Source organism: Collinsella sp. CLA-ER-H3 (assembly GCF_040092425.1).
Lineage (GTDB): Bacteria > Actinomycetota > Coriobacteriia > Coriobacteriales > Coriobacteriaceae > Collinsella.
Map to the genome: position 1 here is coordinate 17333 of NZ_JBBNLP010000007.1, position 13925 is coordinate 31257.

General features: G+C 57.8%; 10 protein-coding genes. 5 read left to right on the forward strand and 5 right to left on the reverse strand.

Annotated features, from left to right (window positions below; translation table 11 throughout):
- Nucleotides 1–59 precede the first annotated feature (59 nt).
- From AAAX32_RS06765 to rlmD, 4 genes are all read right to left on the reverse strand, one after another.
- Entirely contained in the window at nt 60–380 is a 321-nt protein-coding gene (locus AAAX32_RS06765; RefSeq protein ID WP_349100337.1) for a hypothetical protein, read from the reverse strand.
- Between the two features lie 3 nt (nt 381–383).
- Nucleotides 384–2249, reverse strand: a complete 1866-nt coding sequence (locus AAAX32_RS06770) for a phage/plasmid primase, P4 family (protein WP_349100338.1) — start codon at nt 2247–2249, stop codon at nt 384–386.
- Between the two features lie 12 nt (nt 2250–2261).
- Nucleotides 2262–2483, reverse strand: a complete 222-nt coding sequence (locus AAAX32_RS06775; protein WP_349100339.1) for a helix-turn-helix domain-containing protein — start codon at nt 2481–2483, stop codon at nt 2262–2264.
- A gap of 1043 nt (nt 2484–3526) precedes the next feature.
- The gene (gene rlmD / locus AAAX32_RS06780; RefSeq protein ID WP_349100340.1) at nt 3527–5275 is read right to left on the reverse strand and encodes a 23S rRNA (uracil(1939)-C(5))-methyltransferase RlmD; all 1749 of its coding nucleotides are present in this window, start codon (nt 5273–5275) and stop codon (nt 3527–3529) included.
- Nucleotides 5276–5626: 351 nt separating this feature from the next.
- Between rlmD and AAAX32_RS06785 the strand changes: the two genes are divergently transcribed.
- The 4 genes from AAAX32_RS06785 (at nt 5627) to AAAX32_RS06800 (ending at nt 10422) form a co-directional block, all read left to right on the forward strand.
- Complete coding sequence (locus AAAX32_RS06785; protein ID WP_349100341.1) at nt 5627–6487, forward strand: transporter substrate-binding domain-containing protein; 861 nt, start codon at nt 5627–5629, stop codon at nt 6485–6487.
- Nucleotides 6488–6640: 153 nt separating this feature from the next.
- Nucleotides 6641–7279: an amino acid ABC transporter permease gene (locus tag AAAX32_RS06790; RefSeq protein ID WP_118206397.1), complete on the forward strand. Its 639-nt coding sequence runs from the start codon at nt 6641–6643 to the stop codon at nt 7277–7279.
- Entirely contained in the window at nt 7272–8036 is a 765-nt protein-coding gene (locus AAAX32_RS06795) for an amino acid ABC transporter ATP-binding protein (RefSeq protein WP_349100342.1), read from the forward strand. The genes AAAX32_RS06790 and AAAX32_RS06795 overlap by 8 nt, the downstream gene beginning before the upstream one ends.
- Before the next feature lie 310 nt (nt 8037–8346).
- Nucleotides 8347–10422: an elongation factor G gene (locus AAAX32_RS06800; protein WP_349100343.1), complete on the forward strand. Its 2076-nt coding sequence runs from the start codon at nt 8347–8349 to the stop codon at nt 10420–10422.
- A gap of 128 nt (nt 10423–10550) precedes the next feature.
- Here AAAX32_RS06800 and AAAX32_RS06805 read toward each other — a convergent pair whose 3' ends face one another.
- Nucleotides 10551–11534: a DNA/RNA non-specific endonuclease gene (locus tag AAAX32_RS06805; protein WP_349100344.1), complete on the reverse strand. Its 984-nt coding sequence runs from the start codon at nt 11532–11534 to the stop codon at nt 10551–10553.
- A gap of 477 nt (nt 11535–12011) precedes the next feature.
- Between AAAX32_RS06805 and AAAX32_RS06810 the strand changes: the two genes are divergently transcribed.
- Nucleotides 12012–13706, forward strand: a complete 1695-nt coding sequence (locus AAAX32_RS06810; protein WP_349100345.1) for an ATP-binding protein — start codon at nt 12012–12014, stop codon at nt 13704–13706.
- The last annotated feature ends 219 nt before the right edge of the window (nt 13707–13925 follow it).

The window sequence follows — 13925 nt, forward strand, 5'->3', positions numbered from 1 at the left end:
CGGGAACGACTTCCCCTGTCCGACATGGAACCCGAATCCCTCGGTGGAACCCGGCACGGCTACCCTTGGTAGGCCGCGCCGGAAAAACCGCCGTGCGCTTCCGACGACTCTCCAGCTTCTGCGGTAGGAACATGACCGAAATCCGCAGCGCCAGCGGCGCGCGCATCCGGCGTTCCGTGTCCGGTACCCGGCTTCAGTCCCTTGACGAAGTCAAGGACCTCTTCCGCCGAACCCATGTCCTTCACTTCCGGGAAAACCGTCACGAGCGCGTCGGCGTAAGCCTTCGTCCTCGCGGCCTGCGCCTCGCGGCGCAGCTTCTTCGCCTGAGCTTCCAACGCACGTGCCTTCTCGGCCACGTCATCAAACCTCTTCGTTGCCATAATCTATTCCTCCTTAATCGTTGAATCGTCTATGTCATAACCGCCGTCGAAGAAGGCGGTCGAGATACGCACGTATCCGCGGTAGCTGTCCTTGAGTTCCGGCATGCACAGACGGTCGGTGTTGGAGCCGCGATAGGTCTTGTTCATCCATTCCGTCACGTCATATTCGAGAATCAGCGGCTCGGGGAAATCCATACGCCCGTCCACACGGACGCGTTCCTGCAACTGCCAGCCCTGTTCCTCGGCAAGGCCCTCGATTGATTCATAGAAAGCGTTTCGGCCGAGCATGCGACCGGAGGGCTGATTGCGCTGGAACCAATGGCGGTACAGGTCGTACAGGAACTTGCAGGGGAGCAGATGCCAAGACGCCGCGGGGAAAATCTCATCGGCGAACTGGCGCAGGGGGTCGTTCGCCACGCGGAAATCATCCAGAAGCGCCGAGCAGGCATCCGGTTCGGCAAGCTCGTAATAGTCGGTCTCGGCGAGCACGCGGTAGAGCACGTACTCAAGAACGTCCTGACGGTTCAGGTAGTCGTCCTTGATGTACTTGCGCTCGCATCCCTGAAATCGCTTGTCGAACGGAATCACCAGCAGGCGGCGGTACATGGATTCGGACTTGTCGCGGAGCTTCGGCAACTCGTTGACGCACTGAATCATGAACCCGCGAAAGAGCACGTTGCGGGGTGCCTTGAACTTGCGATTCAGCTGGAAGGGGTCGCCCGTGATGACGCTCTTGAGCGCCGCCGCGTCGTCCACGAACGTCCCCGTGTCGTTCTCGTCGGTAATGACGGCGGACACGCGGGTCAGAGGCTCCAACATGAACGGCTCCGAGAAGTTCTTCAGGGGAATGGATGCCCAAGCCCCCGACCCGCATAGGTTGCGCAGCAGGACGCACAGCGTGCCCTTGCCGTTGTTGCCCAGCGTCGAATAGAACCATGCGCTCTTGTTCCAGCTCACGTTCGGGCGGATGACGGCTCCGATGATTTGCCATAGGAGCTTGACGATTTCCGGGTCGTCGGAAAGCTCGCTCATCCAAGAGACGACGTCCCAATCGGTGCCGTCATCGCCGTTATGGATGACGGGATTCGGCGCATGGTCGACGAAATCAATATGGGATTTCGCCAGAAAGACCAGCTCGGGGTCAAAACCCATCAAAATCTTGTTGCCGTAATCGTAAATGCCGTTGTTCACGGCAACGAGGTCTTTGTCCGTGCACGCTCTCTTCTTCTCGCAGATGTCGCGAAGGGTGGCGACCGTCTCGGTGACGCCCTTCGTGGTGATTGCCATGTTGTAGCTGCGAATCAGGCGCGTCAGGGTCTCTTCGGTCGTGTCATAGCACCCCTTGTTCGGACCGCTCTCCTGATAGACGCCTATGTCGAAGTTGCCGTCGTCGTCAGCCCTGTTGCAGGGTATCCCGATAGCGTGATGCAGCTCGCGCAGGACAATGGCAATCTGCAAGAAATGGAGACCCGACAGGCGCTTGTAACGCTCCGCGCCCTGCTTCTCATCCGGGTAGGCGTCCTTGCGCTTCGCCCCGGGCGCCGCGTTCGGGTCGCGTTTACCTAAGTTATACGCGTCGATGCAGCGGTTCGTCAGCGTCAGAAGCTCGAACTTGAGCGTATCGCGCGAAGGCGGTTTCTCGGGGTCGATGTCCTGAAGGTAGGACAGGGCGGCGTACGCGAGAAGATTGTCGTACGCGATAGTCTGCTCGGAGCAGAACGACACGATGTCCGCTGCACAATCCTCGGGCAGGCACAGCCAGCCCTGTTCCTCTTGAATATCAGGCGCGTCTGTGCTAAAATATTTATATATAGATTCGGCCGTCCCGGAAGCTGTGCAGGCATCGGGGCGGTTTTCTTTTGCCTCCATGCTTTCACCTCCTTAATTCGTCAGCTCGACGCGCTTCACGTTCTCGTTCTTCCACGCCTCGACGTCGTCAATCTTGTAGCGAACCGCGTTTCCGACCTTGTAGTAGCTCGGACCCTTGCCCTGAGAGCGCCAGACACAGAGCGTCCCCGCGCTCAAACCGAGGAACGCCGCCACCTCACGCGTCGTCTTGTACAGGGGATTTACCTCTTTTACCTGCTTCTTTCCTTTAGCCATAACCAGCCACCTCCATGTTCAAAGTCCTTTTCGCGAAACAAAAAAAGCTCCCGTGGAAACCAAAGAAGGACAGAGGCGCAAAGCCTTGCCTATCTCGGTTTCCACGGGAGCTTCGTGTTCGTTGTTTCGCCCGTGACGCACGGCCTATTCGACCGAGCGCTCGGCTCCTATTCCCGATAGCAACCCCGCATCGAGGACGGGACGGGTGCTGAGCCATTTATCTATATATGTTTCATTATACGCCATTAGGGCAATTAAAGCAATATCAATTTTCCCGTCGCCGCAGGTCAGAGCCTATTTCCGCTCATTTATGGGCAGAAATAGGCTCAAAAAATCTTCTGCCCGCGCCCCGAACGCATCGGCAGGGGAAGAAGACGTACGCCAAGGATTGCGGGGTCTGTTCCAGTTTGTTCCAAAAAAGCCGGAACAAGACTTTTCCGTGTTTACCTGCGTCTTTGCGCGATTCGCTGAATCCTGTTCCAACTCCGTTTTTCGAATTGGAACAGGATTTTTCCGCGTTTACCTGCGGTTTTGCGCGTTTGTTCCAATTGTTCCAGTTTTCAACAAGTCTTATATATGTGAATACATATATAAGACCCCTTCCTGTATTCTTTTTCTCGCGCTTTAGGTTTGAAAATAATTGGAACAAATGGAACATTCACTAGAAATGCCTGGTAAATACGGGAAAAACTTGTTCCAACTCCGATTTTGCGAATTGGAACAACTGGAACAAATGGGCAGTTTTCAGGAAAAAACCCTCATAAATGAGAATAAAATCGAATTTCAAAACTGGAACAAACCTTCTATACGTTAATAGGCTTTAATGAACGAGGCCCATGCCGCATCCCTTCTGTACGTTCACCCGCATCCAACTGCCGCCCGCAGGGCGGCCACCCTTGCATCGAGCGGATGCGAGATGCACATGGGCGCTCGAACATCCCTCAAACCGCTTCAGAGGCGTTTTAAGGCACGAAAAAAGCCCGTTGGGGTACACGGAGTACCCCAACGGGCTTATAACATCTTAGAACGCAAAATACAGTGTTCTACTTCTCCGTCTCGTCTTCTCCTATAAGTCCGAAATGACGGAACGCATCCAGAATCGCCTCGCGCTTTTCAGGTGGGCACTTCGGTCTCTTCTCGGCTGACATTTCCGCCTCTTCGTAGGAGAACTGCTTATCCAAGCCAAGCTCGTCCTTGAGGTTTGCGATGTACAGCGACGAGACCTTCAAGCCATGATTCTTCAGAACGTATTCTTGAATCTGCTTATACGTCGGCTTCTTTACCTTGCCGCCCATACCAAGCTCGGACGGAGAGATGTTCACATAGGCATAGCTCTTGACCGATTTTTCTCGGGTTAAGACTGCTACCGTCTCGGTGTGGTCGGTATGAGGGAACATGTCGACGGGCGTGATCTTGAGCAGGCGATAGCCTCCGTCGAGGAGCTGGTGCAGGTCGCGCTCTTGGGTCACGGGGTTGCAGCTGATATAGGTGATGCGGCGCGGCTTGAGTGCGCAGGCGGCTTCGAGGAACTCGGGGGTGGAGCCGGCGCGCGGCGGGTCGATGGAAAGGACATCGATCCGCTCATTGTTGTCGGCGGCGTCCAGGATGTAATCGGTGGCGTCGTCGGCCATAAACCAAGCGCTGCGGGTGAGGCCGTTGAGCTCGGCATTGCGACGTGCGTCGGCAATGCCCGCCGGGTTGCGCTCCACGCCGAGCAGCATAATGCCGATACCCTTGTTCTGGGCTTCTTTAGCTGCGCACAGACCGATGGTGCCGCTGCCGCAGTAAGCGTCCATGAGTACGTCGCCCTGCTGCAAATTCATGCCGTCAATCGCGAGCTGATAGAGCAGCTCGGTCTGCTGCGGATTGGTCTGATAGAACGCGGTGGGGGAGATATCGAACTCGCAGCCGAGCAGCTGGTCGCGCATGCATTCGGCGCCATAGACGATACGAGTCTCCTCACCCAAGATGGCATTGCCGGGGCGACCGTTGATGTTCTGAGCGACGGTGACGATATGCGGATCGAGTGCGGCGACAGCCTCAAAGAACTCCTGCGCATGCGGCAGGTCGCGCTGAGCGGTCACGAGGGTGACCATAATCTGGTCGGTGCGCCAGCCGCAGCGAACGACGGCATAGCGAAGCAAACCAAGATGTTTGTCCTCATTAAAGGCGGGAATATGCAGCCGCTCAGCTTCGCGTGCGATGCCGTTGAGAATCTGACGGGCACCCGGCGCCTCGACAGGACACTCGGGTACGGCAACGATCTTGTGCGTGCCGCGCTCAAAGAAACCGCAACGGACAGTGCCCTCCTTACCGGGAGCAAAGGGGGTAGCAGCCTTATGACGAAAACCACGCGGCGCAGGATATTTACCCGGGTCGCCCAGAGTAACACCCATACCGCGAATGTAATCAACGGCGATGCCCTCGCGCTCACAGAGCTCAGCAAACAGCTCCTCCATAGCAGCCTGCTTGGCCGCCAACTGCTTCTTATAAGGACGATTGAGCGCCGTACACCCACCACAAGCCCGCATGATGGAACAAGGCGACTTGGGATCCACGACCTTTCGCGAGGACGGAACCGAATCGTTAAGCGGGCGCTTGGGGCGAGCCTGAGGCGCCTTATCCCCGCCCCGACGAGAGCCAGAACGCTTGGCCTTAGCCTTGCCCTTGGCCGACTTACCCTTCGCATCCTGAGACGACTCGGATTTCGTAGAAGATTTTTTCTCCTCCGACCCCTCAGCCGCCTCGATCAAAGCACGACGAGCCTTACGCTCCGCACGAGATTCTGCCATGAATTAACTCCACTATTAAAGAAAAAGAAAAGTCCGAAGCAATTGTACCGTGCCAAGCTAGTGGACGATATGCAAGCGGCCATTTCATGTCAGCGATAAGTCCAACGACGTTTGCCCGGCGCGGGCGGGGAGCGGCGCGGAATTAAGTTTATCGCGAGTTCCGCACGCAAAGGAAAGCACTAAATGTGCTTTCCGTCTTGCGCAGGACTGTAGAGCAGGAAACTTAATTCCGCGCCGCTCCCCGCCCGCGCCGGGCAAGCCCTCCCTTGTACTCTATCCCACTAAAGTGTATGATTCTGAACGTTACATGACTCACTTTACTTAACTAAAGTGCCATCAAGGGGGAATACCATGAATACCGATATGTCTCGTCGTCAGTTTGTTGGTCTAGCCGGCTCGCTTGCCACGGTGCTTGGCCTTGGTCTTGTCGGCTGCGGTGGTGGTGCCGGCAAGGGCTCCGCTGCGGGCTCTGCCGCAGCCAAGGACGTGAAGGGTGCTGCGGAGTCCAAGAAGCTCGTGGTGGGCTTTGACAAGTCCTATCCTCCGTATGGCTTTGTGGGCGACGATGGCGAGTACACCGGCTTTGACCTCGACCTTGCCAAGGCTGTTGCCGATAAGCAGGGCTGGGAGGTCAAATACGAGGCCATCGACTGGGACGCCAAGGATACGCTGCTTAACTCAGGCGCCATCAACTGCATCTGGAACGGTTTTACCAAGGAGGGCCGCGAGGACGATTACGCGTTCTCCGAGCCGTACATGCTCAATGAACAGGTGCTGGTGGTCAAGAAGGACGCGGGTATCAAGAGCTGGGACGATCTTGCCGGCAAGACCGTGATTACCCAGACTGATTCCGCTGCGCAGGATGTGCTCGAGGGCGACCGGAAGGATCTGGCCGCAACGTTTGCCACGCTCGATACCATCGGTGAGTACAACACGGCGTTTATGCAGCTCGAGAGTGGTGCGGTCGATGCCGTCGCCTGTGACCTTTCGATTGCTCAGTATCAGCTGGCCGCCAAGCCCGATGCCTATACGCAGCTCGACAAGCCGCTGTCCAGCGAGCACTACGCCGTCGGCTTTAAGAAGGGCGACACCAAGTCGGCCGATGCTGTAACCGAGTCGCTCAAGGCGCTCTACGAGGACGGCACGGTCAAGGACCTGTGCGATAAGTATTCAAGCTATGGTCTATCCTTCGACAACTGGGTTTTGAAATAGCCACAGCACCCAACCTTGCGGCTCCAACCTTCCTCGCGTACCAAAGTACGCTTCGTCGGGCTTGTCGCTCGCAATCTTGGGCACTGTGCCTATTTCAATTAACGCCCGCTGTTCCGTTACTGTGAAAGAGAGCTTGGGTTGTCTATTCAGGTCATGATGCAGATGCTTGGCCAGGGATTCTTGGTCAGCTTGCAGCTGTTTGTGCTGACGTTGCTCGGGTCGATTCCGCTGGGAATCCCCGTGGCGTTTATGCGCATGAGCAAGGTCGCGCCGCTGCGTTGGATTGCGCGCATCTATATTTCGGTGATGCGCGGCACGCCGCTTATGCTGCAGATGTTTGCGATCTACTTTGCCCCGTACTACGTGTTTGGCATCTCGCTCACGCCCGATTCCAAATGGACGGCGTGCGTCGTGGCGTTCATCATCAACTACGCCGGCTACTTTGCCGAGATCTATCGCTCGGGCCTGCAGTCGATTCCGCGCGGTCAATATGAGGCCGCCGAGGTGCTGGGCTACTCGCGTCTGCAGACGTTTCTGTATATCGTGATGCCGCAGGTCGCCAAGCGTATTCTGCCGGCGATGGGCAACGAGATCATCACACTGGTCAAGGACACGTCGCTGGCGTTCGCCATCGGCGTGGGCGAGATGTTCTCGACGGCCAAGGCGCTGGTCGCCTCGCAGGTGAGCATGGTGCCGTTTGCGATTGCGGCGCTGATTTACTGGGTCTTTAACTTCGTCGTCGAGATGCTGCTGGGCGCTGCCGAAAAGAAGCTGGACTATTATCATGACTAACTCAGTGATGAAAATCGAAAGCGCGCGTAAGGCGTTTGGCGGCAATGAGGTGCTCAAGGATATCTCACTCGAGGTAAAGCGTGGCGAGGTCGTGGCGATTATCGGACCCTCGGGTGGCGGTAAGTCAACGCTGTTGCGCTGCGCTACGCTGCTCGAGACACTCGACGGCGGCTCGCTTTCGTTTGGCGACCTTGCGGTTGCGACGGATGTGGGATCGGGCGCGGTCTATGCGAAGGGAGATGTTCCCAAGCAGGCGCGCTCGCGATTCGGCCTGGTGTTCCAAAATTACAACCTGTTCCCGCACTATACCGTGATGAAAAACATCATCGACGCGCCGATCCGCGTGCTTAAGCGCCCGCGCGAGCAGGCGGAAGCTCGTGCGTATGAATTGATTGCTCAGATGGGGCTTGTGGGCAACGAGAATAAGGTTCCGTGTGAGCTTTCGGGCGGTCAGCAGCAGCGCGTGAGTATTGCCCGCGCCCTAGCGCTCGACCCGGAGATCCTGTTCTTTGACGAGCCGACCTCGGCGCTCGATCCCGAGCTGACGGCCGAGGTGCTGCGTGTCATTAAAGACCTTGCCGCGCAGAATATGACGATGGTGATCGTGACCCACGCAATGCAGTTTGCGCGCGATGTTGCCGACCGCGTGGTCTTTATGGATGGCGGTCGTATTGTCGAGGAGGGTCCTGCCGAGCAGGTCATCGACCATCCGCGCGAGCAGCGCACCCGTGAGTTCTTGAGCCGTATCGAGGGATAGGCTCAGGTATTTACTCAACTATTAATTAAGGCGAAGCCGCCGCAGGTCTTACGGTCTGTGGCGGCTTTTTGTTTGCATCGACGGGGTTCAATAATCGCCTCACAAGCTTGTCTCTTCCTCTCGCCGCCTGTATTCATACGTGTGCCGAAAGGTGTGCATGGACGGTCGCCCGTGAGGGTAGGGTGGTGGCATAGGACATTTGGAGGGTGAGTCGGCTCGGCTGCCGACCATGCTGCTCCCGGGATGGCACCGACCGCGAACTCTCCCCGTTGGCGTCGCGCAATGCGCGCGGCCCTGCAAGGAGGTCATCATGGGTGCTCCCAAGACCGGTAACGTAAGGAACGTGGTGCTCGTAGGCCAAGGCGGGGTGGGCAAGACTTCACTCGCCGAAGCCATGCTCCACCTTTCCGGCAAGACCGCCCGCCTGGGCGGCCACGACGGCACCAAGCCCACGCTCGACTATGACCCCGAAGAGGTCAAGCGTGCGTTTTCCATCTCGACGACCATTGCGCCGATCGACTGGAAGGGCGCGCGCATCAATGTGCTCGATGCCCCGTGCTACCCCGATTTTATCGGCGACGCCTTTGCCGCGATGAGCGTCTGCGAGACGGCTCTGTTTGTGGTCGACGCCGAGGCCGGCCCACAGCCTACGACGGTTAAGCTCTGGTATGCCGCCGAGGACCTGCGCCTGGCGCGTGCAGTGTTCGTAAACCGCCTGTCGCGCTCCGAGGCCAGCTTTGCGACCACGATGGACCTGCTGCAAGAGCGCTTTGGCACGCGCTTGGGCGCCGTGACCCTTCCCTGGGGCGAGGGCGAGGACTTTGACGGCATCATCGACCTGGTGCGCATGAAGGCGCGCCACTGCAACGGCACCGAAGCCGTTGAGTCGGAGATTCCCGAGGAGTATCGTGCCCAGGCCGAGGAAGCCCATGACCATCTGTGCGAGCTGGTGGCCGAGGCTGACGATGAGCTGATGATGAAGTACCTGGAAGGCGAGGAGACGCTGACGCAGGAGGAGCTTGAGGGCCTGCTGTCGAAGGCGATTGCCGAGCGCATCTTTGTGCCGGTCTTTGCGGGCGATTGCATTAAGGAGCAGGGCGTCAACTCGCTGATGGACGACATCGCCACGTACTTCCCGGCGCCGACCGACTACGGCGAGATGCCGCTCATCGACGGCGATTCGCTCAAGATCTCGAGTGATGACGACCGTCCGGTGGCGTTTGTGTTTAAGACGCTGGCCGACCCGCAGCAGGGTCGTATCAGCTTTATCAAGGTGCTGACGGGCACGCTTGAGCCGGGTCTTGAGCTGGTCAACGCCCGTACGCGCAAGAGCGACCGTCTGGCTCACCTGTATGTGATGTGTGGCCGCGACATGACTGAGGTCGGTCACGCCTATGCCGGCGACATTATCGTGGCGCCCAAGCTGGCGGCCGAGACGGGCGATACGCTCTCGATTACCGGCAAGGTCGAGGCTGCGGCGTTTAAGTTCCCCAACTCGCAGTACCGCATCGCCATTGAGGCCGAGAATCGCGGCGACGAAGAGAAGCTCTACACGTTTATCGAGAAGGCCTGCAAGGCAGACCCGACCATGAGCATCGACCGCGACGAGGAGACTGGCCAGACCATTATCTCCGCCGTTGGTGAGGCGCAGGTTTCGGTGCTGCTCAACCGTCTGGAGGACCGCACCAAGGTCGCCGCCAAGAGCGTGCCGATCCGCATTCCGTATCGCGAGACCATCCGCCGCACGGCGAGCGCCCAGGGTCGCCACAAGAAGCAGACCGGCGGCGCCGGTCAGTACGGCGACTGCTGGCTGCGCGTGGAGCCGCTCATTGGGCCCGACGGCACGAGCGACGGCTATGAGTTTGTTGACGAGGTCGTGGGTGGCCGCATCCCGCGCTCGCTGATTCCCGCCGTGGACAAGGGCGTCCAGGAGACCATGAAGGACGGTATTATTGCCGGCTACCCGCTCACGGGCATTCGCGTCGCGGTGTACGACGGTTCGTATCACAGCGTCGACTCCAACGAGATGGCGTTTCGCGCGGCGGCTCGCATCGGCCTGCGCAAGGCATGCGCCGATGCCGATCCGGTGGTGCTGGAGCCTATCGAGGAAATCACGGTGACGATCCCCGAGAGCTACGCCGGCGCCGTGATGGGCGACATCTCGGCCTCGCGCGGTCGCGTGACAGGTATGGAGACCGATGAGCGCGGAGACACCGTGGTCATTGCCCAGGCGCCGCTGGCCGAGTTGACGGATTACTCGACGCGCCTGCGCTCCATCACGCGCGGCACGGGCGACTTTACCATGAAGCCCGCCGGCTACGAGCAGGTTCCCTATGACGTTCAGGCCAAGCTGGTCGAGCGCTATGAGGAGGGCCGCGCCAAGTAGCGTGTGGCGTTGCCTGCAACATGCATGCCGGTGCAAGGGCCGCTCTGGGCAATCCAGGGCGGCCCTTTTTGATCCTTGGGGGACGGAGGAAAACGGATCATTTTAGGTTTTGGGCAGCTTGGTCGGCGCTAGTCTCCGGATGCCTGGTTGCGGCCGGTGGCGTAGTCGATCTGCACGTGCGGCTGCAGGTTGTAGCAGTACACATGGAAGCACAGGGTCTTGCCGTGGTCCTCGACCGATTGCGCCTCAAGGCGCACGCCGCGGCAGACAAGCTCCTCTTCGTTATACATGGGCGTGACGCGATAGAGCACGTGGTTGCCCGTATCGCGAATATAGTTGAGAATCTGCTCTTCAAACGGCAGCATACCCGTCTCGTTGAGATAACGCGTGCCGGTGAGGAGATTCTTGCGATTGGCGTTCTCGCCGCAGAGTGACCAGGCGATAAGGTGGCAGCGGTTGTAGAGGCTCTGGCCCGGAATAAAGTCGTAGCGCTGCTGGTGCCAACCGGCAGGATGGATACGCGAGATATCGCCGCGCTTGCCTTGACCGAGTGACTCGGGGCCCACGCAGGCGAGCGCCTTGCGAGTGCGGCCCAGGCTGTCGAGCTTGGAGAATTTCTTAAAGCAGCCCTCTTCGGTGGCGCGATCGTATTCATCGAGTGTGAATGATGGCGTGCCGAGCGGGTGCATGCTGTCGGCGCGAAGGGCAACGTAGGGGTTGCCGGCGTAGTCGGGAATGCTGCTGAGGTATACGCCGCGGGCGCGGTCAAGATCGGGGTTTTCGACCTCGTCGATGGGGGCGGCGGCGCTGTCCGCGGAAGCGTCGTCATCGGTGTCGGGTGCGGCGGAATCGGAGCCATCGCCAGAGTCCTGGCTGTTTTGAGGGTCCGGGGAGCTCGCCGTTCCCGATTCGAGCCGAGCGACCAGGTCTGCCTCGTCGTCGGTGCGGCTGGGACTCTCGTTTTGTTTTTCGGCCAGAGCCGCCGCCTGCTCATCGCTTTGCGGCGACAGTAACTTGGGCGCTCCGTCGAGCGATCCCGTAAACAGCGCAAACCCGAGCACCACGGCGGTGCCGATGGAAAGTACTTGCTTGTAGGCGGACTTGCGCGACATGGAGGCTCCTGGATGGACGGTTGGGAGTCTACCAGTCTAGCAGGAGCCAGCAGGGGCCGTTCTGTCGAACAAATACTTAAGATTTGGGATAAATGCTACGGATTCATTTGCCTCATATGGAGCTGCGGCGGTTGTGAATGTGGGGCTATTCAGCGTTTCCCCAGATAAAACCTGCCAAAATAAACCTGTCCCTTTTTGGCAGGTTAATCGGGGGACTATTTCACCGCAACTTAGGGCACGGTTAGGGAGTGTGCACCTTAAAGAGTGGTGCCCTTGATTAGAGAGGTCGCGCTCGTCTCTCTAATTGTCTCTCTAAAGAGAAAGCCAGTTAAAGAGATAACATTGGGCTATCTAACAGTGAATTCGATACATCTCTCTAAATGTCTCTCTAAAATAAGGTGCTTATCTCTCTAAAGTTAGAGAGATATACTATACTTTAGAGAGATAAATCTATCGTTTTAGAGAGACGGAATGCCAATGCTGCTGGATGAACCTCTTGGCCTTATCGTTGAGCGCCTTCGCAGGCGGGGGACTGATGACGCATCGGTAGAAGTTAAAGCCTGCACGAATAAATTGAGCGCAGACGTATGGGAGACAGTGAGCGCTTTTGCGAACACTGCGGGTGGGCTCATTATTTTGGGCCTAAACGAAGCCGAAGGATTTGTTCCTTCGGCTAACTTCGCTATCGATAGGGTGCGCGATCAGTTTGTTTCGGGTATCGGAGACGGAGGCTCAGCGGCAGTGGTGACCCATGCGCCGCGGTACGAGCTTGATCGAGGCGAGGTCGACGGGCTCCAGGTGCTTCTGGTGCGCATCTTTGAACTTGAGCTTAAAGCGAAGCCTTGCTATATCGGCGCGCGCGGCGTGCAGAACGGTAGCTACAAGCGCGTGGATGATAAAGATATCAAGATGTCACCCGCTGAGCTATATGAGCTGCAGAGTGCGTTGCTTCCGAGCGATGCAGACGGCACGGTGGTTTCGGAGGCAACAGTCGAGGATTTGGATCCAGATGTCGTGCGGTCTATTATCGCAAATCGCCGGCTGCAGACCCCCCGCGTTTTGCGCGGGGCCGATACGCTGGAAAAGCAGCTGGTCAGACTCAATATCACTACAAAGGATGGTGCGGTGAAGCTCGCAGGGCTTCTGTCGGCGGGAATTTACCCCCAGCAGTTCTATCCCAAACTCATGATTGATGTCGCCGTTCATTCCGATGTGGAAAAATCTGCACCCGGGCAACCCCGGTTTATTGACCGCCAGTTGTGCGATGGCCCGATTCCGGCTTGCATCGAAGATGCCCTTGTCGCGATTGGACGGAACTTGCGCAAAGCGGCGATAGTGCAAGGCGCTGGCAGAAGGGAGGATTGGGAAGTTCCCCAGGAGGTTTTGCGCGAGGCCTTGGCAAACGCCTGCATCCATCGAGAATATTCGCCCATGTTTGTGGGGCAGGCCGTGAGTGTCGATATCTATCCAGACAGAATAGAGATCAAAAACCCCGGTGGGCTTTGGGGCGGAAAGACGGTGGACAATCTTGCAGACGGGGAATCGCGCTGCCGAAACCCAAAGCTCATGAGCCTAATGGGGGCGACGCCGTTAGAGCATGCCGAGGGGGCCGTTGCAGAAAGCCAGGGATCTGGTATCCCGGCTATGATTCGCGAGATGGAGTCTCGTTCGCTTGGAAGGCCGAAATTTATCGTTAAGGCCGATTCGTTTACGGTGCTGCTTTCCCGGCACGGGGCGGAGCTTGCTGAAAACCGCACGTGGATTCAGAGCCATGTGGGCACCGAGCTGACGGATCGCGAGGAAACATTGCTCATGTTTATGCGGGAGCATGGGTGCGTATGCGATGTTCAAAAAATACGAGAGGCCCTGAAGTGGGATTCGGATGACATTCGCCTGATCTGCGGGAATCTTGTCGATAAACATGTCCTGTCAAAATGTGGCAAAGACACGTTTGAGATTATCGATATGAGCAGAGAATCGTCAGCTTCGACAGCGGATAGGATCCTGGAGGCTCTCAGAGCCGAAGTGGATATGACGGCGCGAGAAATAGCGGTTGCATCGGGGGTCAAAATTTCGTCCGTCCGCTACCATCTGCCAAAAATGGCGGATAAAGGACTCATCGAAGTAATGGGTTCATCGACGAGCCGCAACCGCCGCTATCGGAAGAAGTAGATGCAGCCGAGTCGCCCCTCTTGTGTCTCTCGAAGTAGATGGGTGCTAGGGGGGCGACTGCCTCGCGATATTTCCCCAGATAAAACCTGCCAAAATAAACCTGTCCCTTATTGGCAGGTCAGTTAACGCAGTGCAGGTTGAGCATATGCGAGCGAGCGGGCTCCGGGTGCGGTAAGGTGACGTGAAACAAGCGGGCGCTGACCTTTTGGTCGCGCCCGT

Excerpts from the sequence above, each read along its gene's own strand:
- AAAX32_RS06765 (WP_349100337.1), bottom strand. The coding sequence starts at position 380 with ATGGCAACGAAGAGGTTTGATGACGTGGCCGAGAAGGCACGTGCGTTG.
- AAAX32_RS06770 (WP_349100338.1), bottom strand. The coding sequence starts at position 2,249 with ATGGAGGCAAAAGAAAACCGCCCCGATGCCTGCACAGCTTCCGGGACG.
- AAAX32_RS06775 (WP_349100339.1), bottom strand. The coding sequence starts at position 2,483 with ATGGCTAAAGGAAAGAAGCAGGTAAAAGAGGTAAATCCCCTGTACAAG.
- rlmD (WP_349100340.1), bottom strand. The coding sequence starts at position 5,275 with ATGGCAGAATCTCGTGCGGAGCGTAAGGCTCGTCGTGCTTTGATCGAG.
- AAAX32_RS06785 (WP_349100341.1), top strand. The coding sequence starts at position 5,627 with ATGAATACCGATATGTCTCGTCGTCAGTTTGTTGGTCTAGCCGGCTCG.
- AAAX32_RS06790 (WP_118206397.1), top strand. The coding sequence starts at position 6,641 with ATGATGCAGATGCTTGGCCAGGGATTCTTGGTCAGCTTGCAGCTGTTT.
- AAAX32_RS06795 (WP_349100342.1), top strand. The coding sequence starts at position 7,272 with ATGACTAACTCAGTGATGAAAATCGAAAGCGCGCGTAAGGCGTTTGGC.
- AAAX32_RS06800 (WP_349100343.1), top strand. The coding sequence starts at position 8,347 with ATGGGTGCTCCCAAGACCGGTAACGTAAGGAACGTGGTGCTCGTAGGC.
- AAAX32_RS06805 (WP_349100344.1), bottom strand. The coding sequence starts at position 11,534 with ATGTCGCGCAAGTCCGCCTACAAGCAAGTACTTTCCATCGGCACCGCC.
- AAAX32_RS06810 (WP_349100345.1), top strand. The coding sequence starts at position 12,012 with ATGCTGCTGGATGAACCTCTTGGCCTTATCGTTGAGCGCCTTCGCAGG.